This is a genomic window from Sulfitobacter dubius (assembly GCF_027214245.1).
In the GTDB taxonomy this organism is placed as follows: Bacteria; Pseudomonadota; Alphaproteobacteria; order Rhodobacterales; family Rhodobacteraceae; genus Sulfitobacter; species Sulfitobacter dubius_A.
Genome location: NZ_JAPWHM010000001.1, coordinates 265585 through 286522 on the forward strand (window position 1 = coordinate 265585; position 20938 = coordinate 286522).

General features: G+C 61.0%; 19 protein-coding genes. 8 read left to right on the plus strand and 11 right to left on the minus strand.

Going from position 1 to position 20938, the window contains the following annotated elements:
* The first annotated feature begins 52 nt into the window (after positions 1-52).
* The 7 genes from O4H31_RS01335 (at position 53) to O4H31_RS01365 (ending at position 4882) form a co-directional block, all read left to right on the plus strand.
* Complete coding sequence (locus tag O4H31_RS01335) at positions 53-667, plus strand: ribonuclease D (RefSeq protein WP_269342028.1); 615 nt, start codon at positions 53-55, stop codon at positions 665-667.
* A complete protein-coding gene (locus O4H31_RS01340; RefSeq protein WP_269342030.1) occupies positions 664-1632 on the plus strand; it encodes a KpsF/GutQ family sugar-phosphate isomerase in 969 nt (322 codons plus the stop codon). The genes O4H31_RS01335 and O4H31_RS01340 overlap by 4 nt, the downstream gene beginning before the upstream one ends.
* A 6-nt stretch (positions 1633-1638) precedes the next feature.
* Positions 1639-2247 (plus strand): LPS export ABC transporter periplasmic protein LptC, encoded by a 609-nt coding sequence (gene lptC / locus O4H31_RS01345; RefSeq protein ID WP_067630555.1) that lies wholly within the window; start codon positions 1639-1641, stop codon positions 2245-2247.
* Positions 2248-2273: 26 nt separating this feature from the next.
* Positions 2274-2747, plus strand: a complete 474-nt coding sequence (gene lptA, locus O4H31_RS01350; protein WP_348410397.1) for a lipopolysaccharide transport periplasmic protein LptA — start codon at positions 2274-2276, stop codon at positions 2745-2747.
* Positions 2744-3502, plus strand: a complete 759-nt coding sequence (gene lptB / locus O4H31_RS01355) for an LPS export ABC transporter ATP-binding protein (RefSeq protein ID WP_120349865.1) — start codon at positions 2744-2746, stop codon at positions 3500-3502. Before lptA ends, lptB begins: the two co-directional genes overlap by 4 nt.
* A 308-nt stretch (positions 3503-3810) precedes the next feature.
* Entirely contained in the window at positions 3811-4377 is a 567-nt protein-coding gene (gene hpf / locus O4H31_RS01360) for a ribosome hibernation-promoting factor, HPF/YfiA family (protein WP_067630564.1), read from the plus strand.
* A 40-nt stretch (positions 4378-4417) separates the two neighbouring features.
* Complete coding sequence (locus O4H31_RS01365; protein WP_067630567.1) at positions 4418-4882, plus strand: PTS sugar transporter subunit IIA; 465 nt, start codon at positions 4418-4420, stop codon at positions 4880-4882.
* Between the two features lie 37 nt (positions 4883-4919).
* Here the strand turns inward: O4H31_RS01365 and O4H31_RS01370 are convergent, their stop codons facing one another.
* The 7 genes from O4H31_RS01370 to O4H31_RS01400 all read right to left on the minus strand — a co-directional run bounded on the left by O4H31_RS01370 (position 4920) and on the right by O4H31_RS01400 (position 13842).
* A complete protein-coding gene (locus O4H31_RS01370; RefSeq protein WP_269342042.1) occupies positions 4920-8051 on the minus strand; it encodes an efflux RND transporter permease subunit in 3132 nt (1043 codons plus the stop codon).
* Positions 8048-9289 carry an efflux RND transporter periplasmic adaptor subunit gene (locus tag O4H31_RS01375; RefSeq protein ID WP_269342044.1) on the minus strand — a complete coding sequence of 414 codons (1242 nt, stop codon included), beginning with the start codon at positions 9287-9289 and terminating at the stop codon, positions 8048-8050. The genes O4H31_RS01370 and O4H31_RS01375 overlap by 4 nt, the downstream gene beginning before the upstream one ends.
* Before the next feature lie 42 nt (positions 9290-9331).
* On the minus strand, positions 9332-9802 hold the full coding sequence (locus tag O4H31_RS01380; protein WP_067939715.1) for a GbsR/MarR family transcriptional regulator: 471 nt from the start codon (positions 9800-9802) through the stop codon (positions 9332-9334).
* Positions 9803-9930: 128 nt separating this feature from the next.
* Positions 9931-10497: a PqiC family protein gene (locus O4H31_RS01385; RefSeq protein WP_269342048.1), complete on the minus strand. Its 567-nt coding sequence runs from the start codon at positions 10495-10497 to the stop codon at positions 9931-9933.
* 3 nt (positions 10498-10500) lie between these two features.
* Positions 10501-12585, minus strand: coding sequence for an intermembrane transport protein PqiB (locus O4H31_RS01390; RefSeq protein ID WP_269342050.1), 2085 nt, complete (start codon positions 12583-12585; stop codon positions 10501-10503).
* Positions 12578-13237, minus strand: coding sequence for a paraquat-inducible protein A (locus O4H31_RS01395; protein ID WP_201722075.1), 660 nt, complete (start codon positions 13235-13237; stop codon positions 12578-12580). Before O4H31_RS01395 ends, O4H31_RS01390 begins: the two co-directional genes overlap by 8 nt.
* Positions 13195-13842 carry a paraquat-inducible protein A gene (locus tag O4H31_RS01400; RefSeq protein ID WP_259946908.1) on the minus strand — a complete coding sequence of 216 codons (648 nt, stop codon included), beginning with the start codon at positions 13840-13842 and terminating at the stop codon, positions 13195-13197. Before O4H31_RS01400 ends, O4H31_RS01395 begins: the two co-directional genes overlap by 43 nt.
* Before the next feature lie 157 nt (positions 13843-13999).
* On the opposite strand from O4H31_RS01400, the gene O4H31_RS01405 reads away from it, so the two are divergent.
* Complete coding sequence (locus O4H31_RS01405; RefSeq protein ID WP_269342054.1) at positions 14000-14560, plus strand: type 1 glutamine amidotransferase domain-containing protein; 561 nt, start codon at positions 14000-14002, stop codon at positions 14558-14560.
* Between the two features lie 51 nt (positions 14561-14611).
* Here the strand turns inward: O4H31_RS01405 and O4H31_RS01410 are convergent, their stop codons facing one another.
* Genes O4H31_RS01410 through O4H31_RS01425 form a run of 4 tightly spaced genes read right to left on the minus strand, consistent with a single transcriptional unit; the run spans position 14612 to position 20911 of the window.
* Positions 14612-15715 carry a CaiB/BaiF CoA transferase family protein gene (locus O4H31_RS01410; protein WP_269342056.1) on the minus strand — a complete coding sequence of 368 codons (1104 nt, stop codon included), beginning with the start codon at positions 15713-15715 and terminating at the stop codon, positions 14612-14614.
* Positions 15712-16683, minus strand: a complete 972-nt coding sequence (locus O4H31_RS01415; protein WP_269342058.1) for a C45 family autoproteolytic acyltransferase/hydolase — start codon at positions 16681-16683, stop codon at positions 15712-15714. Before O4H31_RS01415 ends, O4H31_RS01410 begins: the two co-directional genes overlap by 4 nt.
* A gap of 17 nt (positions 16684-16700) precedes the next feature.
* On the minus strand, positions 16701-18158 hold the full coding sequence (locus tag O4H31_RS01420; protein ID WP_067629482.1) for a biotin carboxylase: 1458 nt from the start codon (positions 18156-18158) through the stop codon (positions 16701-16703).
* A gap of 17 nt (positions 18159-18175) precedes the next feature.
* Positions 18176-20911 carry an aminotransferase class I/II-fold pyridoxal phosphate-dependent enzyme gene (locus O4H31_RS01425; protein WP_269342061.1) on the minus strand — a complete coding sequence of 912 codons (2736 nt, stop codon included), beginning with the start codon at positions 20909-20911 and terminating at the stop codon, positions 18176-18178.
* Between the last annotated feature and the right edge of the window lie 27 nt (positions 20912-20938).

Consider the following 20938-nt stretch of genomic DNA (forward strand, 5'->3'; position numbering starts at 1 on the left):
GGGGCAAAGCCTCCGCTTTCCCATGCCGGACAAGCACGATATAGACGTGCTCATGACAAATTTCCTCTATCAGAACGACCTGCCGGATGACCTCGACCTTGGGCCGATGGTCGCCATTGACTGCGAGACGATGGGGCTGCATCCGCATCGCGACCGGCTCTGTGTTGTGCAGCTTTCGGGCGGCGATGGTCACGCGCATCTGGTGCAGGTCGCCAAGGGCCAGACCGAGGCGCCGAACCTTTGCGCGCTGTTGGAAGATCCGCATGTGCTGAAGCTGTTCCACTACGGCCGTTTTGACATCGCCGCGATGCGCAACACCTTCGGCGCCACCGCAGCGCCGGTCTATTGCACCAAGATCGCCAGCCGTCTGGTGCGCACATATACCGACCGGCACGGGTTGGCGAAGCTGTGCCAAGAGCTGCTGAGCGTCGACATCTCGAAACAGCAACAATCCAGCGATTGGGGGGCTGAAAAGCTGACCCAAGCGCAGATCGACTATGCCGCGTCGGATGTGCTCTATCTGCACCGTCTGCGTGATGAACTTAACAAACGCCTGATACGCGAAGGCCGGATGGACATGGCGCAGGCCTGTTTCGATTTCCTGCCGATGCGTGCCCGGCTGGATCTGGAGGGATGGCCGGAAACGGACATCTTCGCACACGCATGAACACACCTTTCCTCGACACTGCCCGCCGCGTCATCCGCTGCGAAGCCGAGGCCCTGACGCTGCTGGCCGACAGCCTTGATGACCGTTTCCGTGCCGCCGTGGACCTGATGCGCGCCTGCAAGGGCCGCGTAATCGTCACTGGCATCGGCAAATCGGGCCATATCGGCAACAAGATCGCGGCGACGCTGGCCTCTACCGGCACGCCTGCGCAATTCGTGCACCCAGCCGAGGCAAGCCACGGCGATCTGGGGATGATCACGGCGGCAGATGTGGTGCTGGCGATTTCAAACTCGGGCGAGGCCCCGGAACTGGCGAACCTCATCGCCTATTCGCGCCGCTATGCGATTCCGCTCATCGGCATCACCAGCCGTCCCGACAGCAGCCTTGGCCGCCACAGTGACGTGGTGCTGGAACTGCCCCGCGCGGCAGAGGCCTGCGGCACCGGCGTGGTGCCGACCACCTCGACCACCTTGACGCTGGCGATGGGCGATGCGGTGGCCGTGGCCCTGATGGAGAACCGCGCCTTCACCGCCGAGCATTTCCGCGACTTCCACCCCGGCGGCAAACTGGGCGCAAGGCTGAGCCGCGTAGCCGATCTGATGCATGTGGGCGATGCGCTGCCGCTGGTCGCAGCCGACGCGCCGATGCCCGACGCGCTGAGCGAGATGAGCCGCAAGGGCTTTGGCGTGGTCTGCGTGACCGACGCCGATGGCGCACTGGCTGGGATCATCACCATGGGCGACCTCGCGCGGCACCTTGACGGGTTAATGACCATGACCGCGCGTGAGGTCATGACCCCGGCCCCAGTTACCATCGGCCCCGACGAACTGGCCGAGAAAGCCGTGGGCGTGATGAACAACCGCAAGATCACCTGCTTGATCGTGACCGACCCTGCGCAGGAAGACGGCAAATCGCCCGTAGGCCTGCTGCATATCCATGACTGCCTGCGCGTTGGGCTGGGGTAACGCGCGATGAAGGGTGACCGCCACTCTCGCGTCGTCTCTTGGCTGAAAGTGCTCTTTCCGCTGATCGCGCTGGCGCTGCTGTCGACCCTGTTCCTGCTGTCGCGCGCGATTGAACCGCAGGCGGTGATCCCCTTTGCGGATAAAGAAGTGCAAGAGCGGCTGCGCGACCAGCAGATCACCGGCCCCTTCTATTCCGGCACCACGGCGGATGGCGATCTGATCTCATTCTCGGCGGAAAAGCTGACCACCCCCGGCGGGGAAACCGGCACCAACGAGGCCGAAGAGATCGAGGCGACGCTGGACCTGCAGGGCGGTGCCAAGATCACTCTGCAATCCAACAGAGGGCGGTTTGACACCGGCGCGGAAGAAGCGGAACTGGCGGGCGATGTGCGGGTTAGCACCTCAACCGGCTACCAGATTCTGTCGGACCGGATGACTTCGAACCTCACCACACTAGATCTGCTATCACCCGGCCCGGTCAAAGCCACCAGCCCCGCGGGCGAGATTACCGCCGGGCGCATGGCCATCACCAACCGCCAGAACAGCGCCGGATCGCAATTGCTTTTCACAAAGGGTGTGAAACTGATATATACGCCGCAAGCAACGAAAGAGTAACTGCCTTGAGACATTTGATTATTTTGATGCTGCCGCTGCTTCTCGCACTGCATGCCGCCCCTGTCTCTGCCCAATCTGCCGATGTGGCCTTTGGCGCGCTAGAGCAAGATACCAGCCTGCCCGTCGAAGTGACCGCCGACAACCTGTCGGTCGACAATGCCACGGGCACCGCGGTCTTTACTGGCAATGTGTTGATTTCTCAGGGCGAAATGACCCTGTCCGCCGGTAAGGTCGAGGTGATCTATCGCGCGTCGGATCAAGGCATCGCCAAGCTGGAAGCAACCGGCGGCGTGGTCTTGGTCGCGGGCGAAGACGCCGCTGAATCGCAGCGGGCCGACTATGATATCGACGCAGGCACCTTGGTAATGAGCGGCGATGTGTTGATGACCCAAGGCCCAAGCGCGCTGAGCGCGCAGGAAATGACGGTAAACCTGAACGACGGCACGGCGCAGATGTCGGGCGGCGTGAAGACCATTTTGCAGCCCGGCAGCGGCAACTGATGCCGCCCGAGCTTAAAGTCGCCGGGGGCGAATCCGGCCTGCGCATTCAGCATTTGCGCAAGTCTTATCGCAAGAAAGCGGTGATCCGCGACTTTTCGATGGAGCTTGACCGGGGTGAGGTCGTGGCGCTGTTGGGGCCGAACGGGTCGGGCAAGACCACGACTTTTTACGCGGTGGCCGGGCTGGTCACGCCCGAAGGCGGGCGCGTCACCGTGGATGGCAAGGATGTCACCACCCTGCCGATGTACCGCCGCGCGCAGTTGGGAATCGGCTATCTGCCGCAGGAAATGAGCATCTTTCGCGGGCTGTCGGTGCAAGACAACATCAGCGCGATCCTCGATATTCGGGTCAAACACCGTCACCAGCGCCGCGAACGGCTCGAAGAGCTGCTGACCGAGTTTTCCATCGAACACCTGCGCCGCGCGCCTGCGCTGGCCCTGTCAGGTGGGGAGCGTCGCCGGGTTGAAATCGCCCGCTGTCTGGCCGCCAATCCCAACTATCTGCTGCTTGATGAACCCTTTGCCGGGGTCGATCCGATCTCTGTCGGAGACATCCGGCAATTGGTTGCCGACCTTAAAAAACGTGGCATCGGCGTGCTGATCACCGACCACAACGTGCGCGAAACCCTAGAGATCGTGGACCGCGCCTATATCCTGCATGAGGGCAAAGTTCTGATGTCCGGAACGCCCGAAGAAGTTGTGCAAAACGAGAATGTACGCCGCGTCTACCTTGGCGATAACTTCCGTATTTCCTAAGACTTAGCGCGTTTCGCTCGGCCTTCCAGCCCTTAGCGGGGCCCTGCCTGCACATCGCGGAAAACCGCTCTGATTGTAGCGATAAAAGAATGGCGGGTGCATCGGCGCCATTGACTTTCAAACGGAAACGCGGCCTCATTGACCTATGGTGACATCGCGTTCCTGTTTGATCCTGCATCGCCCTTCCCGCGAAGGAACGGTTAAAATCATCCTGGTCGCAGCACCATTCCTCCATATCTGAAAGTTGTCGCGCTCCACGCATGTGGACCGTTTGGCAATGTTCGGAACAAGAAAGACAAGGAGACGATATGCGGTATCAGATCAGTGGCAAACAGATCGACATTGGCGATGCGCTCCGGACACATGTCCGGACCGAACTGGACGAGGCGGTCAGCAAATATGCCGAACGCCCGACAGATGCTCTGGTGGTGTTTTCCAAAACAGGTCACGAATTTGCCTGCGAGGCCACCGTGCATCTTTCCACCGGTCTCAATGCCTCGGCCAAGGCCAAGGCGACAGAGATCTATGCCGCCTTCGATAGCTGCTGCGAAAAGATGGAAAAACAGCTGCGCCGCTACAAGCGCCGCCTGAAGGACCATCACAAAGAACGCGCCGAACCGGTTGAACTTTTGGGTGCGTCCTCCTATATCCTCGCGTCAGACAGCGATTCAGATGCGCAGGAACCTGATACCCTCCAACCCATGATCATTGCAGAGATGCAGACGAAGGTGCCAACTTTGTCTGTCGGTGAAGCGGTGATGCAGATGGAATTGTCGGGCGACCCGGTGCTGCTGTTTCGCAAGGAAGGCCAGGAAGGGATGAACGTCGTGTACCGTCGAGAAGACGGCAACATCGGCTGGATCGACCCTTCGTAACCCACGGCGGTAATATCCGCCAAAGAGCAGGGCGAGCGGAATGGATTTCGGCAAACTCCTCAAGCCAGAGGCCGTGAAGGTTTTGACTTCGGCTTCGAGCAAGAAGCGTCTGATGCAGGATATCGGCGAACTCGCCCAGCAAGCCTATGGGCTGCCGGCCGGCCAAGTGGTGGATGCGCTGATGACGCGCGAAACCCTCGGGCCGACCGGTGTCGGCCACGGCGTCGCCCTGCCCCATGCGCGGATGGACGGGATCGACAAGGTTGTCGGTGCTTTCGTGCTGTTGGACAAACCGATTGATTTCTCTTCGGTCGATCGTCAGCCAGTCGATGTGGCCTTTGCCCTCTTCGCCCCCGAAGATGCGGGGGTGGAGCACCTCAAGGCGCTGGCACTGGTGGCCCGCACGCTGCGCGACACCAGCATCTGCACCAAGCTGCGGTCCAACCCCGACCCGGCCACGCTCTACACCATCCTGACCGAGGATAAGGCCGACAAGGCCGCCTGATCTTGAGCCGCCTGATCTTGGGCCGCCTGACCTTGGCTTAGATCGCGACCGGTTCCGGCTCTGGCGGGGTTGGCTCGGCGCGTTTCGCTTTCTTCTCTCCCAACATCAGCATCGCCGGTGTCACCACCAGCGTCAGCACAGTGGCTACCACCAGACCGCCCGCGATGGCCGAACTCAGCTCGGTCCACCATTGAGTGGAGGGCGCGCCATAAACGATCTCACGGGTGAAAAAGTTGATGTTGAGGCCGATCACCATGGGCATCAAGCCAAGCGCCGTGGTGACGGAAGTCAGCACCACAGGTCGCAAACGCTGCGCCCCGGTGCGCAGCGCGGCCTCAAGCGGCGACAGACCCGCTTTTTTAAGGTCGTTATAGGTGTCGATCAGAACGATGTTATTGTTCACCACGATCCCCGCCAAGGCGATCACACCGATCCCCCCCATGACCACCCCGAAGGGCCGCCCGGTGATCAGCAGGCCGAACAGCACCCCGGCAATCGAAAACACGATGGCCGACATGACGACAAAGGCTTGGTAGAAGCTGTTGAACTGGATCACGAGGATCACGAACATCAAGAAAATCGCGGTAATAAATGCCCCCGCGAGGAAGATCATCGATTCCTGCTGGTCCTCCGCCTCCCCGGCGAAGGAGGCTTCGACACCCGGCGGCAGGTCCATCGCGTCAATCGCGCTGCGCAGGGCGACGGTTTGGTCGTTCACCAGAACGCCCGGAGCAACGTTGGCCTCAATCGTCACCACCCGCTCCTGATCCACCCGCGTGATCGTACCTGTGCGGGGGCTTGGCTCAAAGGTCACGAAGTTCGAGATCGGCACCAGCCCCGCCGAGGTCGGCACGCGCAGCGATTGCAACTCTTCCAGCGTGCGCTCATCCGATGGAAATCGCACGTTGATGTCGATGGAGCCTTCGGCATCGTCGGGCCGATAATCCGCCACGGTAATGCCCCGCGTGAGCAGTTGCACCGCTTGGCCCAAGGTCGAGATATCGGCCCCAAACCGCGCCGCCTCTGAGCGGTTCACTGCGATGCGCCACTCCACCCCCGGCAGAGGGCGCGAGTCGGTCACATCGGTAAAGCCGCCGATATCGGCCATCTTTTCGCGGATTTGGTCGACCACCTGTTGCTGCACCTCAGGATCATGGGCTTGGACCCGCAGATTGACCGGCTTGCCCGCCGAGGGGCCGTTCGAGGCGGTCTGCACCTGCACGTCGATCCCCGGAATGGCTGCCATCTCGGTCCGGATTTCTTCGCCAATCATGGCGGCGGTCCGTCGTTCATCCCATTCGGTGAACTCAACCTGAATGGTGCCGATCAGGTCGGCGCTGTCGCGGTTGCTGCTGCCGGTGCGGGCATAGACGCTGGCGATCTCGTCGTAGGCAAAGAGGCGTTGCTCGACCTGCCGCACCAGCGCGTCTTGTTCGTAGATCGAAAAATTGTCCCGCGCGCGCACCTGTACCTGTGCGAAATCAGGCTCTACTTCAGGGAAAAAGGTGATCCCATTGCCGAACTGCGCATAGGCGGTAAAGCCGCCCATCAGCATGGCAATGGCAAGGATCAGCGTCATCCATGGCCGCAGAATGGCGAATTGCAGCAGTTTGACATAGCCGCCGGTGAAGCCCTTCAGGTCACGCGGATCCCCCTGTTCGGCGGCATAGAGCGTGGCCTTATCCTTGGCCGATTGCGGGGGCCGTTTGCCGATGATCCCGCCAACCACTGGGATGAAAACCAGCGCCATGAAAAGCGATGCGGTCAGGGTCAGGATCACCGTGATAGGGAGGAATTTCATGAACTCCCCTACCGTGCCGGTCCAAAACAGCAGCGGGAAGAACACGCTGAGCGTCGTGGCGGTAGAGGCGATGATCGGCCATGCCATGCGCTTGGCCGCATGGGCATAGGCGGCGCGGGGCGCATGCCCCTCTTGCAGACGGCGGTCGGCCAGTTCGGTGGTCACGATGGCCCCGTCCACCAGCATCCCCACCACAAGGATCAGTGAGAAGAGCACCACAAGGTTCATCGTGTAGCCCATGACCCAAAGCGCCGTGACCCCAGCCAGAAACGCCCCCGGAATGGCCAGCCCCACCAGCAGCGCCGAGCGGACGCCCAAGGCCCAGACAATCACGATCATCACAAGGATCACCGCCGCGATGACATTGGCCTCAAGATCACTGAGCATGTCTTGGACCTGCTCGGATTCATCTTGGGTGTATTTGACGGTGATGCTGTCGGGCCATTCCGCGCGCATCTCGTCGATCAATTCGCGCACGGCCGCGACCGTCTCGATGATATTCGCGCCCGAGCGTTTCTTGATCTCAAGCGCCAGCGCGGGCTGGCCGTCGATACGGGCAAAACCGGTGGGGTCTTTGAACGTCCGGCGGATCGCGGCGACATCGGCGAAGGTCACCACCGTATCGCCACGCACCTTGATAGGCAGCGACATGACATCTTCGACATTCTCGATCAGCCCCGGCACCTTGAGCACCAGCCGCCCCGCGCCGCTTTCAATCGCCCCCGCCGCAATCAGGCGGTTGTTGCGGTTGATCTGGCTGATCAACTCTTCGAAGGAGATGTTGTAGGTCTCGAACACCGTGGGGTCGATCAGCACCTCCAACAGTTCCGTACGCTCACCGCCGACATCGACCTCAAGCACACCTGACAGCCCCTCAATCGCGTCCTTCAACTCCTCCGAAATGGTGTTGAGCGTCCGTTCCGGCACCGGGCCGGACAGGATCGCGGTCAGGATCGGAAAAAGCGCGGTATTGATCTCGGTCACGACCGGATCGGTGGCGTCTTCGGGCAGGTCCGACTTGGCCCGGTCCACGCCTTCGCGCACCTTGTCGAGCGCCTCGTCGGAATCAAAACCGGGCTCAAACTCCAACTGCACCGAGGCATGCCCTTCAGCCCCGTTGGAGGTGATCTGTTTCAGCCCGGTAATGGCACTGAGTTCGGTCTCAAGCGGTTCGACCAACAGCCGTTCGCTATCTTCCGGAGAGATGCCTTCGAGCGAGGTCGAGACATAGAGTGTCGGGATCGGAATCTCGGGCGAGCTTTCCTTGGGGATGCCGATGTAGGCATAGGCACCGACGGCCAAGATCATCACCAAGCTCAGGATCACCACGCGGGCGCGGCTGAAAGCGGCGTCGATCAGCGCGTTCATTCCACCTGCTCCGGCTGGGCGGCTTCGGCGCTGCCGGTGATCTGCCCGTCACCGGCTGGCTGTTCCTCCAATTCGTCAATCTCAGGCACGCCCGCCATCGGCTGCCCCTCGGGGCTGGCATCCGTGCCGGTTTCGGGCTGGGGGTTAACGGTCTCTCCGTCGTTCACGAAGCCCTGCCCAATGGTGATGATTTCGGCCTCATCCGGCAGGCCCGCAATCCAGATACCATCGGTCTGGGCACGCACGATCGCGATCTTGTTAAAAACGACCTTGTCCTCGTCATTCACGGTTTTGACACCCAATGTGCCATTGGTGTCCAAGGACAGGATCGCCGGAGAAACGAAATGCGCGCGGGTCTCGCCCGTAGGAATGCGCACGCGGGCCGAGATACCGGCGGGGATCGCACCATCGGCGTTTTCGACCCTAACCTCGGCGGTAAAGGTCCGGGTTTCGGCGCTGGCGCTGCTTGAGACGAATTGCACCTTCCCCTGCGCCTCTGTCCCGGTGATGAACACGACTTCGGCGTTCTGCCCTTCCTTGATGTCTTTCAGCGACTGCTGAGGCACCTGCACTTGGATCGTCAGCGGGGTGTTGTCGACCAGACGTGCGATTTCCTCACCGGTGGAGACGAACTCTCCGGCAGAGATATCCAGCATCTCTAGTCGACCGGGAAAGGGAGCGCGGATTTCGGTGTTGTTCAGCGCCTCTTCGGCTGAGGTGACCGACGCCTGCGCGGCGGCCAAGGTGGCCCGTGCTTGGCTGACCCGGTCCACGGTCGAGACGCCCCGGTCCAACAGGGCTTGGGCATTGTCGTATTCCCGCTGTGCGCGGCTTAATTCCTCGCGGGCGCGGGCCAGATCGGAATCCCGCGCCGTGGTGCTGAGCCGCGCAATCAACGCGCCCGCGTCGACCACGTCGCCCTTGGCGACCAGCACCTCGGCGATTTCTCCGCCTGCTTCGGCGCGGACCATCGTGTCGCGGTCCGGCAGGGCCTGACCTTCGGCCACAAAGACCTGCGTCACGCTTTTGGCTTGAGAGCCGCGCACGGCCACTGTCACCGCCTCGGGCGAGAGCGGGGCAGGTGCGGCTTCCTCGGTTTCGTCGGAGGGGATGATATAGCCACTGCCCATCCAAAGTCCGATCAACAGCGCGATTCCACCGGCGATAAATTTCGACCGTTTCGAGCCAGCATCGCTGTCGAATGAAAGCGTCTGGCGCTCTTGAGATGTGTCACTCATTGATCGAACTCCATCACCGCGTTCCTGTTTGCAGGTCGCGCGTCAATTCTTGGGTTTGCTCACCCGGGTTGCGACATCATCAAGCGCGGTGCTGATCGCGTCGTAAAACTCGGCAAAGGAATCGAGCCTTGCGCGTACGCCGTCGGCCTCTTCGGGCAGTTTGCTGATCGTGTCGCTAATCTCGGCCTTGGCGTGGCGCGTGCCTGCCAGCGCGAACTTTGTCATCGCGGCATAGGCGTCATCGGCAAGTTGGAAGTAGTCCTGCCGGTCGCCGGTTTTGTTCACACGCCGGATCAGGCCCCGCTCTTCCAACACGCGGATTGATGTGCTGATCGTGGCGCGGCTGACGGACAGACGGCGCGACAGCGCGCCAAAGGCTATCGGCTCGCCTTCGAACACGAGCATGGCAAAGACCTGTCCCGACATGCGCGGCAATCCCTCGCCCATGGCGATCACACCCATGCGCGTGATGAAATCATCGCGCACTTGGTCGATTTGGTCTGTGGTATCCATTTGTTCCCCGTCAACGACACGCTGCGTTGACGGTAGATAAACAAGGCTCGGAACAAATCAAGTCTATTCAGAAAATTCCGAACAGACTGAACGCAACATGCCGCAAGGTCATTTTCGGGCGAACTGCCCTACTTCAACCCGTTTTGCGCGATGTAGCGGGCCAAATCGAGCACAAGCTGGCCGCGCGCTGTGGCGATGGCATTGGCCCCGCCTTCGGGGTTGAACGGCACGCTGAGGTCAAACAGGCCCGAACGCTCCCGACGGTCATCGGGGACGGCCACGAAATACTGACCAGAGGCGCGGAATTCTCCGGCTTCGGTGGCCACCATTTCGGCAAAGCGCACTTCGAGACGGGCTTCGGGGAAAGCCTCAAAAGGCCAAGGCTCAGACGCGATGCGCCGCCCGGTCATCCGCGCGAGGTTCTGGCTTAACTCCAGCGCCACGGCCCGTTCAGGGGCATCGGCCCACAGCACATCGGTCGAACTGACCAGACTGCCGTCGGCCATCTGCAGCGAAATCTCTTCGGCGGCGGCATAGGTCGGCAGGGACACGTCGCGCACCTCAACCGAGCTAAAAGCGATCGAAGTCTTTTCCGTGACCGCCGGGGCGCGCACGGTGAAACGCTCAGCAGCGCCGCCACAGGCCGCCAAGGCTGCCAGCAGGCCGAGGGTGATCAGAGGTCTTGCAACATTCATGCTTTACCGTCCCAGCAATAGAGAATTGGGGTTACGTTCAATGGTCCGCGCCAAAGATGCAAGCGCATCGGCGGCTTTCTGGATGTCGCGCAGGGTGCGCTCTGCGCTGCGGCTGAGCTGTTCGCCTTGGTTATAACCTTCGATAGTGCGGCTGGCCTGCGCGAAAAGCGCGGTCAAACGTTCGACCACCTGCGGCAGATCGCGAGCTGAGACGGCGATGCTATCCGCCGCATTGCGGGCCGAGGCCAAGGTGCGGTTCACATTCTCTACCGCGCCGCCTTCGCGCAATTCTACCAACGTGGCGTTCACCTCATCCAATGCCCGCTTGAGCGCGCCCGGCAGGGCCACCGCATCTTCGGTGCCGATCACCGCATCGGCGGATTCGGTCAGGTCCGTCAACGCGACGACCAACTCTTCGACTTCCAGCGTTTCCGCCTTGGCCGCCACGGCCTGAATGCGCTCGACCAACTCTGGCACGCCCTCAACCGAAGACGATACCGCGTTCGCCGCCTCCGACGCCCCTTCAAGCGCAGTGGACAGGCGCTCGGCGATCCGCTCTTCCTCAAGCTGGGCCACCAGTTCTTCGATCCGCACCAGCGTTCCGTTCAAGGCGACCGGCACGTTCTTGACCTCCTCGGAGGAGATCAGCCCCGTCAGTTCGCCCAAAAGGGTCCGCACATCCTGGGGCGTTTCGCGCAGGTCTTCGTCTGAGACGAAAGCCTCTGCCGAATTAAGGAAAGTAATCGCACTGTTGAGCAACTCTTCGATCGGCAGGCTGTTGATGCGGGTAAAGACCCCTTCGACCGTGGCCGCCGCATCGGAAACATCGCTTTCAGTGGTCGGCATCAGCGCAAGACCGTTATCCGCCGCTTCCAACGCTGCCTCAGGCACGTCTTCCACCGTCACGAACTCAACCTTCAAGCCGCCGGTCAGCAGACTGGCCGAGGCCAGTCGCGCGCGCAGGCCGTTTTCCACACGTTCTTGCAAAAAGGCCAGCGCGGCTTCGGCGGTTACGTCGTCTTGCAATCCCAGATGCGCTGGTTGGATCGACAAGATCGCGTTGAGCCGAACCCGGCTATCGCCGAAGCGTTCGAAATCCACGAGGCCCGAGAGGGTCTCGACCTCACCAATCTCAAGCCCGCTCATTTCAACTGGGGCACCGACGATGAGCCCTGAGATATTGTCGTCGAACACAACGCTCAACTTGAGCGGATCGACTTCGGAAGCATTAAAGACAGAGTTTCGCGCGGTTTCCTTGTCGGGGTAAATCTCAAACACCGTCCCGTCAGACACCTGCGCCCCGCCCGAGACGAAGGTGTCAAAGGTGATGCCGCCGCCCACGAGTGTCGCCAGCGAAGAAAAGTCAATCTCGGCCCCCGCCGGGCCGATGTTGACGCTAAAGCCGGAGGCGTCCCAGAAACGGGTGGATTCATTGATAAGCTGGCGGTGCTCTTCAAAGATCAGCGCCTCGACGATGGCAAAGTTGCCACGCGGGGCGATCTTGGCATAGCCTACGCGGCCCACTTCGATGCCCTTGTAAAGGATCGGCGCATTGTCGGTCAGCTGGCCATTGGCGGTGGACCGAAAGGCAATCTCAAGCCCGCCCTGACCGCCACGGATCAACGGTTCGGTCGAAGACCCCTGAAAACGCTGCGCCGCCGGGCCGACCTGCTGGTCCCATGACCCTTCGATATAGACACCGCTCAGCACCGTACTGAGGCCGGTAATGCCCTGCGCGGTGACTTCGGGCTGCACGACCCAAAAGACCGCGCCGTTGTCGATATAGGGGGCCACATCTTTGTCGAGCCGAATATGCGCCGTCACCCGGTCCAGATCCGAGGTGAAGCCGACCTTTTCGACCACACCGACCGTCACATCGCGAAAGCGCAATTCGGTCTCTCCGGCAGAAATACCCGCGCCCTCTTCGAACTCCACAATGATCACCGGGCCGCGTTCGCTATAAGAGCGATACGCCACGAAGAGCGCCACGATCAGGGCAAGGATCGGGATGATCCAGATCACCGACGCCCCACTGAGGAACATCTTGCGTGTCGGAGAAATCGGTACGTCGGGAGGCGTCTTAGTCATCGGTCTTCAGGCCCTCGTCCTTGGTCTGAGCGTCCCAGATCATACGGGTATCAAACGCTTGCGCCGCCAGCATGGTAAAGATCACGGAGAGGGCGAAAAAGATGCTCGCGGTACCGGGATTGATGGCGGCCAGTGTCTTGAGTTGCACCAGAGCGGATAAAATCGCAACCACAAAGATATCAATCATCGACCAGCGGCCAATGTACTCAACCACTTCGTAAAGGTAGTGCCGCTGCCGCTGCGAGGTGACAGAGCGCCGTTTGACGCTGATCGCAAGAAAGGCCACGGCCATGAACTTGGCCAGCGGAATGGCAACAGAGGCAAAGAGGATGATAAAGGCGATCCCCCAATTGCCGTATTGCGCCAGCTCTACCGCGCCGCCGATGATGGTGCTTTCCTCGACCTGAAACAGCGTGCGGGTCTTGAGCATCGGGTAGGTGTTGGCGGGGATGTAGCACATCAGCCCCACGGTCCAGAACGCCCAGACACGCTGAAGGCTCAGCCGATCGCGTGAGACCAGTTTGCTGCCGCAGCGGCTGCAGGTCTGCGTGCCCATCGGCGCGGGCTTGCTACAACGGGTACAGGCCACAACGCCCAATTCCCGTGCGCTCAGGATGTCTTGGGATGTTCCAGAGAGTTCCATACAGACCATTTACATAAGAATCTGTCCTGCGCGATGACGAGGATCACCAGCGCGCCGAACATGTAAAACGCCGGGCCAAAGCCGACATCGGCCAGATCGGCCACTTTAACCAGCGCCACCGCACAGCCGATGGCAAAGACCTCGGCCATCGACCAAGGGCGCAGTTCCTCTGACAAGCGAAAAGCGGCGACGGCATGCCGCGCGGCCGGGCGATCCAGTACCACGGGGATCAACACATAGAGCGTCAGCAATACCCGCAAAAGCGGGATGAAAAAGATCAGCGCCGCCGTGGCCAGCGACAGAAAGATCATCGGCCCCCCGGAAAAGGCAAGCGCCGCATCCAGCACCGACACCGCGTTGCGGGCCCCCGCCGCGTCAATTGTAAGGAAGGGAAAGACCGCCGCCCCGATGATCAACACCATGACCGCCACCGCCACGGCGATGATCTGCAAACCTGCGTTCCTGCGCGGCGTGATCAAGGCCGTGTGGCACCGCTCACAAGCCGCGCGTTCCCCATGGGCGGGGCGGCGCAGCCGATAAACGGCGTCGCATTGCGGACAGACGATCAATTCGTCCATGGGCAGGTCGGCAAGGGGGGTGTCGGGGTGATCCATTCTGAACGCATATATGATGCAGCTCTTAGCTGTATCAACAAATATTCGCGGCCCTGTGGCGCATCTGCACCGGCGGATCATTGCCCTCGCGCGAATGTGAGCGGAACAGGCGGCCATGCACATCGTTGGTCCAGCAGAAATCACAAAGGAGAAAGCAATGACCGATATCACCAATGCAAAGATACTGATCCTCGCCACCAACGGCTTTGAGCAGTCCGAACTGGAAAAACCCCTGAAAGATCTGCGCGACCGCGGCGCCACCGTCCATGTGGCCACCCCCGACGGGAATGAGATCAAGGGCTGGGACGAAGACGACTGGGGCAACACTGTCCCTGCCGATCTCGCGCTGAAAGACGTTAATGTTGACGATTACCAAGGCATTGTGCTGCCCGGCGGGCAGATCAATCCTGACCTGCTGCGCGCCAACAAAGACGCGGTGGCCCTGATCCGCAAGTTCCACGACAGCGGCAAGACCGTCGCCGCGATTTGCCATGCCCCATGGCTGCTGATCGAAGCGGGTATCATCAAAGGCCGCAAGGCGACCTGCTTCAGCTCCATTGCGACCGACGTGAAGAACGCCGGCGCGCAGTATGAAGACAGCGAAGTGGTAGCCGACCAAGGCATCGTGACCAGCCGCTCACCCGAGGATCTCGACGCATTCGTCGCCAAGATCGTCGAGGAGGTCGAGGAAGGCAAACACGACCGCAAAGCGGCCTAAGCCTGAGCTTTCGTTCCAAGATTGACCCCCGGCCCTCACGCCGGGGGTTTTCTATGCGCGGTCCAAACGCAGGCCAAGCTCCGCCAGCACCGCATCGGTATCCGCCCCAATGGCACGCGGGGGGCTGGGCATCTGGGGCGCAGTTTCGCCAAAACGCGGCGCACGGCCCGATTGCAGCACGGCGTCCACCTTCACCACATTGCCCCGCGCCGCCATCTGCGGGTGATCCGGCGCTTCGGAAAAGCTGAGCACGGGGGCCACGCAGGCATCCGAACCGTCGAAATGCGCGCCCCAATCATCACGGGTGCGAGTTGCGAATATCGCGGCGAATTCGGCGATCCGCACCTCCCAAGTCGCCCGGTCGTTCTGGCTGGCGGCAAGGTCCGCAGGCAGACCCAGCTTCTCCAACAGGATCGCGTAGAACTGCGGCTCCAACGCGCCGACCGAGATGAACTTCCCATCGGCGCAGGTGTAGCAGCGGTAAAACGGCGCGGCCCCGTCAAGCCAATTGGCAGCGCGTTCTTCGGTCCATGTGCCTTGGGCCAACATGCCGTGGATCAACCCCATCATCGCAGGCACCCCATCGACCATCGCGGCATCGACAACTTGGCCTTTGCCGGTCACCCCCCGCTCGATCACGGCCGAGAGGATGCCGAACAGTAGAAACATCGTGCCGCCGCCGTAATCCGCCACCATGTTCAAGGGCGGCACCGGGGGCGCGCCCGCGCTGCCCATGGCGTGCAAGGCCCCGGTTAGAGCCAGATAATTGATGTCATGCCCCGCCGTCTGCGCCCATGGGCCGGTTTGGCCCCAGCCGGTCATGCGGCCATAGATCAGCTTGTCAGAGCAATCAGTCGGGCCGAGGCCCAAACGCTCCATCACGCCGGGGCGGAACCCTTCGATCAGCACACCGGCAGAGGCAATCAGCGCCCGCGCTGCCGCGATCCCTTCGGGGGTTTTCAGATTCAGCACCACCGACCGTTTGCCGCGCCGGTTGATATCGGACGGGTCCGCCGGGGCGGCTTTGCGGTCAATCGTGATGACATCCGCGCCCAGATCGGCCAGCAGTTGCCCAGCCAGCGGTGCGGGGCCAAGCCCCGAAAACTCCACCACCCTTAATGAGGACAGCGGCCCTTTGCGCGCCGTCCCGCTCATGCCGCCCCCGGCACCAAGACCTGCCGCGCGCCTTCGGTGAAATCCGACAGCGACAGCGCCCAAGTCGTGCCGGGCCAGCGCAATTCCATTTCGCGTTTTCGTGGACGGTAAACAGCGGTGTAAAGCGTGCCAAACCCGGCGTTGAATGCCGTGGAATAAAGCGGAGGTTTCAGAAACGCTCCGATAAATTTCTCCTCCGGGTCGCGGTGCAAACGCAGACGTTGCAAAAGGTAGCGTTCACGCTCGACCGTGGCGGTAAAGCGGGCGTGGCTGATCCATTCCACATTCTCTTGATGATTGGTCGCCACCGCGGCGCGGGTGATGACGGCCGGGCGGTCAGGGGCCATCATCGCGGTCAGGTAGCGCCGCTTCCGGTCGAGCACGGTGACGTTATAGCTCATATGTGTCGGTACCCGCGCCAGCACCTCGCCCGCCTCTTGCGCGGTTTCGCAGGTCTGCAGCACATAGCGCAGGATCAGCGGCACGCCGAACCCTTCGCCTACCACACGACGCCCGCCAAAGGTCAGCGAGATCGACAGCCCCGCATCATTCACCCCATCGACCAGCCCCCACAGCCCGTCCGATGTGCCCATGACCTGCCGCCCCTGCCAGCCCGAGCGCAACACCATCGCGTCGAATGCATTGGGGTTATAGTCATAGTTGCGCACCATGACCGGCTCTTTCCCGGCCCAGATCGCCTGTGAACAGGCCGAGAGATAGGGCGGCGGGCAATAGAAGCTCAGAAACCGCGCCGCGTGATCGCCGCCGCCCGCGAGGGTGCAAAGCTCATCATAAAGCGGCAGCATCTCTGGCATATGTTTGCCCAAGGCGCGGCGGCATTGGGCATAGGTCGGGCGCGCGGCCTCCCCTTCCTTCAGCCACCATGCATGGTAGTTAGGCCAATAGGCTGCGAAGAGACCGGCCCACTTGGGGCCGGGCTGATCTTCGGACATTGCGCGCCAGTACATCGCGGCCTTTCATCTTGCTACAGGATCTTGAACGCCGGATCAGAAAGCTCCGGACCAGCAGATGCGGTGGGCAGGGGTTTGCCATCCACACTTCGTTTGATCCCATGGATCCACTTTTTCGCGCGCTCATTCAACTGGAAAGACTTGGTCATCGACCGCCCCCGCGTCACAAGGATGCCGATATCCGCGCCTTCGTAGCGGTAATCACCCGGTTGCAGAATGCGCAGGAAGAAGGCTTCGTTCTCGCTCTCCACCGCGCGGCGGTGATAATCGAAGCGGTCAAAGACCACGCTGCCGTCTTCCTTCATCTTGTAGATGCCGGTCTCGGGCGCTTCGGTGCAGATGTCGACGCTGTCATCGGTATGTTTGATGACCATCTGGCTCCAACCGTCGATGTTGTCCGGATCGGCCCAACGGGCGTTCAACTCATCCACGTCGAGGTTGAACTTCTTGCGGCTGAACTCCAACAGGTGGAACAGGAAGAGCGGCGCATCGGCATGAGCAAAGGCGGCGTGGTTGGTCATCGAAGACGCGCCTGTGATGCGCGGGTTCAACTCCCCTAGCCACAGATCGCCGGTCTTTTTGTCGATCAGGAAATCAAGCTCGAAATAGCCGCGATAGCCCTCCTTGCGCAGCTGCTCCCCGAACTTGAAGGTCAGATCGCGGGCCTTCTCGCGCACCTTCGGCGGGAAGGCGGTGGCGAGGATTTCGTTGCCACACCAGCCGCCACGATAGGGGGTCAATTCCTTGAAACCCACCAGTTCGGTCATCAGCGGGCCGACGATGGTGCCCTCCTTGGTCGCACAGGCCTCGATCGCCGCGCCACGGCAATCGATCCGCTTCATGATCTTGATCTCGCCCTCGCCGATGATCTCGCTCTCGTGGCGGCGGAAGTCGGCTTCGGACTTGATGAAGAAGGTCGTGTGCCCGCTGTCGCCATAGGCCGACTGCAACACCAGATCATGGCCGATCCCGGCCTTCTCGCAGGTCTTTTTCAGGTCGTCGTAAGATTTTACCTCGGCCAGAACGTTCGGCACCGAGGGCACACCCGCCTTGTTGCCGATGCGCACTGTTTCGATCTTGTTGTCCATAGACTGGCGCAGCTTGGCTTTCGGGAACCAGACCTCGGCGCCCAACTCCTTGCTGAGACGCTCGGTCTCTTCGTCGAACATCAAAAAGACGAACTTGGGCTTGCCGCCGCGACGCTTGATGAAGTCGATGACCTCTTTGTGCTGCAGCAGGTAGTTGTTGATGTCCTCGATGCTCTGGAACTCCGCATGGGGCTGTTCCGAGGGGCAAAAGACGTTGGGGTGCTTGCCGCCGTAGCAGTCGATATAGCAGATGTATTTGAAATTCTTCACCCATTCATCAAGGCCCAACAGATTGAAGTTCGTGGCCGAGATGAAATAGACCGGGTCCTCGTTTCGGTGAAAGAACCGGCGGATTTCGGAGATATTCTTGAGAATTTTTACCATGTCGTGGGTCCTTTTGGTCAAACGGGTGAAGAAGAAAGGTCTTTGCGGCGCACGCGTTCCAGCGCCTCCGCAGTAAAGACGCGCAGGCCCAGATCGGGCCGGTATCCGTGGATCTCGCTCACGTCGAGCGCGCGCATAAAGTCGAGAATTTCCTGACTGACGACCTGTCCGGGAACGAGGATCGGAAAGCCGGGCGGATAGGGGATAATGAAACTGGCCGAGACCACCGTGTCGCCCGCGTCCATCACCTCTTGGAGTGAGCCGTTCAGGTCGAGGTAGTCACAGTTCTTCTCATCATATGCGAGGAAGAAGGGCGTGCGAATGTCCCCCTCTGGCGTATCCGCGGCGCGGAAGGCTTCGTGGAAGCAACTGAAATCCGGCAGCGGGGGGTAGTTTTCCATCAGGTTGGTCACACGCCGATCAAACGACAGCCGTTCCATCCGGCTGGCGTCGTCCAAAAGATCGTCGAGCGATTTGGCGATCTCGACCAGCACTTCGATCAGATAGGCGACCGAAGAGCGCGTGGTGCCGATGTTGGTCATGAACAACACGGTATTGCGCGAGGTCTTGTTTATCTGGATGCCGTATTTATCCATCAGGATCTGGGTCTTGAAGGTATCGCCATCCCAACCGGTGCCGCCCACGGCCAAGGTCACGCGGGTGGCGTCGAGCACAAACTCATCCTGTTCCCAGCAATCCCACATGTCGGTCCAGCCCTGTTCGGTGTCGTAATAGCTGGTCACCCCGCTTTCGCGGTGGGTTTCGGGGATCATGTCACCTGCGGTCAGCACCTTGAAATACTTCCGTAGCAAGGCGTGTTCGCTGATCGCGCGGCGCATCGACATCGCCGCTTCGACCTGCCGCTGCACGAACTCAAAGCCCTCAAGTTCCACCTGTCGCCGCCCGACATCCAGCGAGGCGATGATCTGGTAGTTCGGCGAGGTTGAGGTGTGGGTCATATAGGCTTCGTGGAAGCTCTGTTCGACCTCGCCTTTGAAGTCCTGATCGTTGACATGGATCATTGACCCCTGCCGTAGGGAGGTCAGGGTTTTATGGGTCGATTGCGTGGCATAGGCCCGCACCCGAGCCTGCGGTGGCGGGATCAGCCGGGTGTTGAGCAGGGTCTCATCATCCGCGTCTTTCAGTGTCTTTTGCTGCGCCTCATAGGCCTCGGCATGGGCGTCAGACTTGAATTTCTCGCGCAGTGTATTGGCCGCGTTCATCGCCGTGCGCTGGCGGTATGTGGGGCTAAACCGGGCGAAAGCGAACCACGCCTCATCCCAGAGGAAGATCAGATCGGGCTTGATCGCCAGACATTCCTCCATCACCCGCTCGACGTTATAGACCAGCCCGTCGAAGGTGCAGTTGGTCAGCAAAAGCATCCGCACCCGATCAAGCTTGCCCGCCGCTTTCAGCTCCAGCAGCCGGTGCTTGACCTCGCGCAGCGGCACCGCACCGTACATCGAGTATTCATTCAGCGGATAACTGTCGAGATAGCTGACCTGCGCGCCGGCCAGTACCATGCCGTAGTGATGGCTCTTGTGGCAGTCGCGGTCGACCAGCACGATGTCGCCGGGCCGCACCAGCGCCTGTACCACGATCTTGTTGCAGGTCGACGTGCCATTAGTGGCGAAAAACGTCTGTTTAGAGCCGAAAGCGCGGCTTGCCAGTTCCTGCGCCTCTTTGATCGGGCCATGCGGCTCAAGCAGACTATCGAGGCCGCCGGAAGTTGCCGAAGTCTCTGCAAGGAAGATGTTAGGCCCGTAAAACGCCCCCATGTCCTGAATCCAGTGCGAGCGCGAGATCGACTTGCCGCGACTGATCGGCATGGCGTGGAAGACGCCTGTGGGCTGTTTCGAATACTCCACCAACGCGGTGAAGAAGGGCGACTTATTGCGCGCCTGCACCCCCCGCAGGATGTTGAGATGCAATTCCATGAAATCTTCTTGGTTGTAGAAAACCCGCCGGCAAATCCCCAGATCCAGCCCCGCGATATCCTCGACCGAGCGTTCGGTGACTAGATAGGCGTCCAACTCGGGCCGGACCTTGGCGATCATCCGGCAAAGTTCGGGGCCGTAGCTTTCAGGCTCAAGCGCGTCGATCTCATCGCGCCCCCCCGCGCGGGCGAGGTAGCGGGTCAGGATTTGCTGATCGACTTTCGACTTCAGCGTCAGACCGGGGCGGACAACGATGGCTTGAATGTTATGGTTGAACATCACCGCGATCAGCGCGTCTTCGAGGCTGGGCACCACGACGGCTTCGTAGATGAACGGGTCTTCGGTCCGGCGCATGCGGGTGACATTGCTGCGCAGCCAGCGCTCTTGTTGTTCGTTCACATTGTCGACGATCAGCACTTCGAAATAGGGCTTGGCTAGGGCGCGCGCCTCGGGTGGGAGCATCGCCTCGTCGTCATGTTCGTCTTGATCCAGACTGTCGCGTTCCAGCGGGATCGTGCGGCGCCGGTAAGCGCCGGTGGTCAGCGCACGGGTCACCCGGTTCACGGCAAAGGCCAGATCCTCGAAATTGCCATGGGCGAATTGACGGCGCATGTGGTCAAAGGCGGACATGCCCGGAAAGGCCCAATAGGGCTCGATCAGGGCCAGCGAGTCGAACAGCGCCTCGATTTCCTTGCGGCCCTGCGCCGCGCCTTTGCCCTTAGGGTCACGCGACATGGCGGCGGCGGCGGCGCGCAGGGCACTCCACCGATCCGACCGCAGTTGAATGGCCGAGGAATAGTCGTTCATAGAATGCATCAGTCGTCCTCTGCTGGAGGGCCGACC

Bases quoted from the DNA above. Each gene is read 5' to 3' on its own strand.
- O4H31_RS01335 (WP_269342028.1), top strand. From the start codon at position 53: ATGACAAATTTCCTCTATCAGAACGACCTGCCGGATGACCTCGACCTT.
- O4H31_RS01340 (WP_269342030.1), top strand. From the start codon at position 664: ATGAACACACCTTTCCTCGACACTGCCCGCCGCGTCATCCGCTGCGAA.
- lptC (WP_067630555.1), top strand. From the start codon at position 1,639: ATGAAGGGTGACCGCCACTCTCGCGTCGTCTCTTGGCTGAAAGTGCTC.
- lptA (WP_348410397.1), top strand. From the start codon at position 2,274: ATGCTGCCGCTGCTTCTCGCACTGCATGCCGCCCCTGTCTCTGCCCAA.
- hpf (WP_067630564.1), top strand. From the start codon at position 3,811: ATGCGGTATCAGATCAGTGGCAAACAGATCGACATTGGCGATGCGCTC.
- O4H31_RS01365 (WP_067630567.1), top strand. From the start codon at position 4,418: ATGGATTTCGGCAAACTCCTCAAGCCAGAGGCCGTGAAGGTTTTGACT.
- O4H31_RS01370 (WP_269342042.1), bottom strand. From the start codon at position 8,051: ATGAACGCGCTGATCGACGCCGCTTTCAGCCGCGCCCGCGTGGTGATC.
- O4H31_RS01375 (WP_269342044.1), bottom strand. From the start codon at position 9,289: ATGAGTGACACATCTCAAGAGCGCCAGACGCTTTCATTCGACAGCGAT.
- O4H31_RS01380 (WP_067939715.1), bottom strand. From the start codon at position 9,802: ATGGATACCACAGACCAAATCGACCAAGTGCGCGATGATTTCATCACG.
- O4H31_RS01385 (WP_269342048.1), bottom strand. From the start codon at position 10,497: ATGAATGTTGCAAGACCTCTGATCACCCTCGGCCTGCTGGCAGCCTTG.
- O4H31_RS01390 (WP_269342050.1), bottom strand. From the start codon at position 12,585: ATGACTAAGACGCCTCCCGACGTACCGATTTCTCCGACACGCAAGATG.
- O4H31_RS01395 (WP_201722075.1), bottom strand. From the start codon at position 13,237: ATGGTCTGTATGGAACTCTCTGGAACATCCCAAGACATCCTGAGCGCA.
- O4H31_RS01400 (WP_259946908.1), bottom strand. From the start codon at position 13,842: ATGGATCACCCCGACACCCCCCTTGCCGACCTGCCCATGGACGAATTG.
- O4H31_RS01405 (WP_269342054.1), top strand. From the start codon at position 14,000: ATGACCGATATCACCAATGCAAAGATACTGATCCTCGCCACCAACGGC.
- O4H31_RS01410 (WP_269342056.1), bottom strand. From the start codon at position 15,715: ATGAGCGGGACGGCGCGCAAAGGGCCGCTGTCCTCATTAAGGGTGGTG.
- O4H31_RS01415 (WP_269342058.1), bottom strand. From the start codon at position 16,683: ATGTACTGGCGCGCAATGTCCGAAGATCAGCCCGGCCCCAAGTGGGCC.
- O4H31_RS01420 (WP_067629482.1), bottom strand. From the start codon at position 18,158: ATGGTAAAAATTCTCAAGAATATCTCCGAAATCCGCCGGTTCTTTCAC.
- O4H31_RS01425 (WP_269342061.1), bottom strand. From the start codon at position 20,911: ATGCATTCTATGAACGACTATTCCTCGGCCATTCAACTGCGGTCGGAT.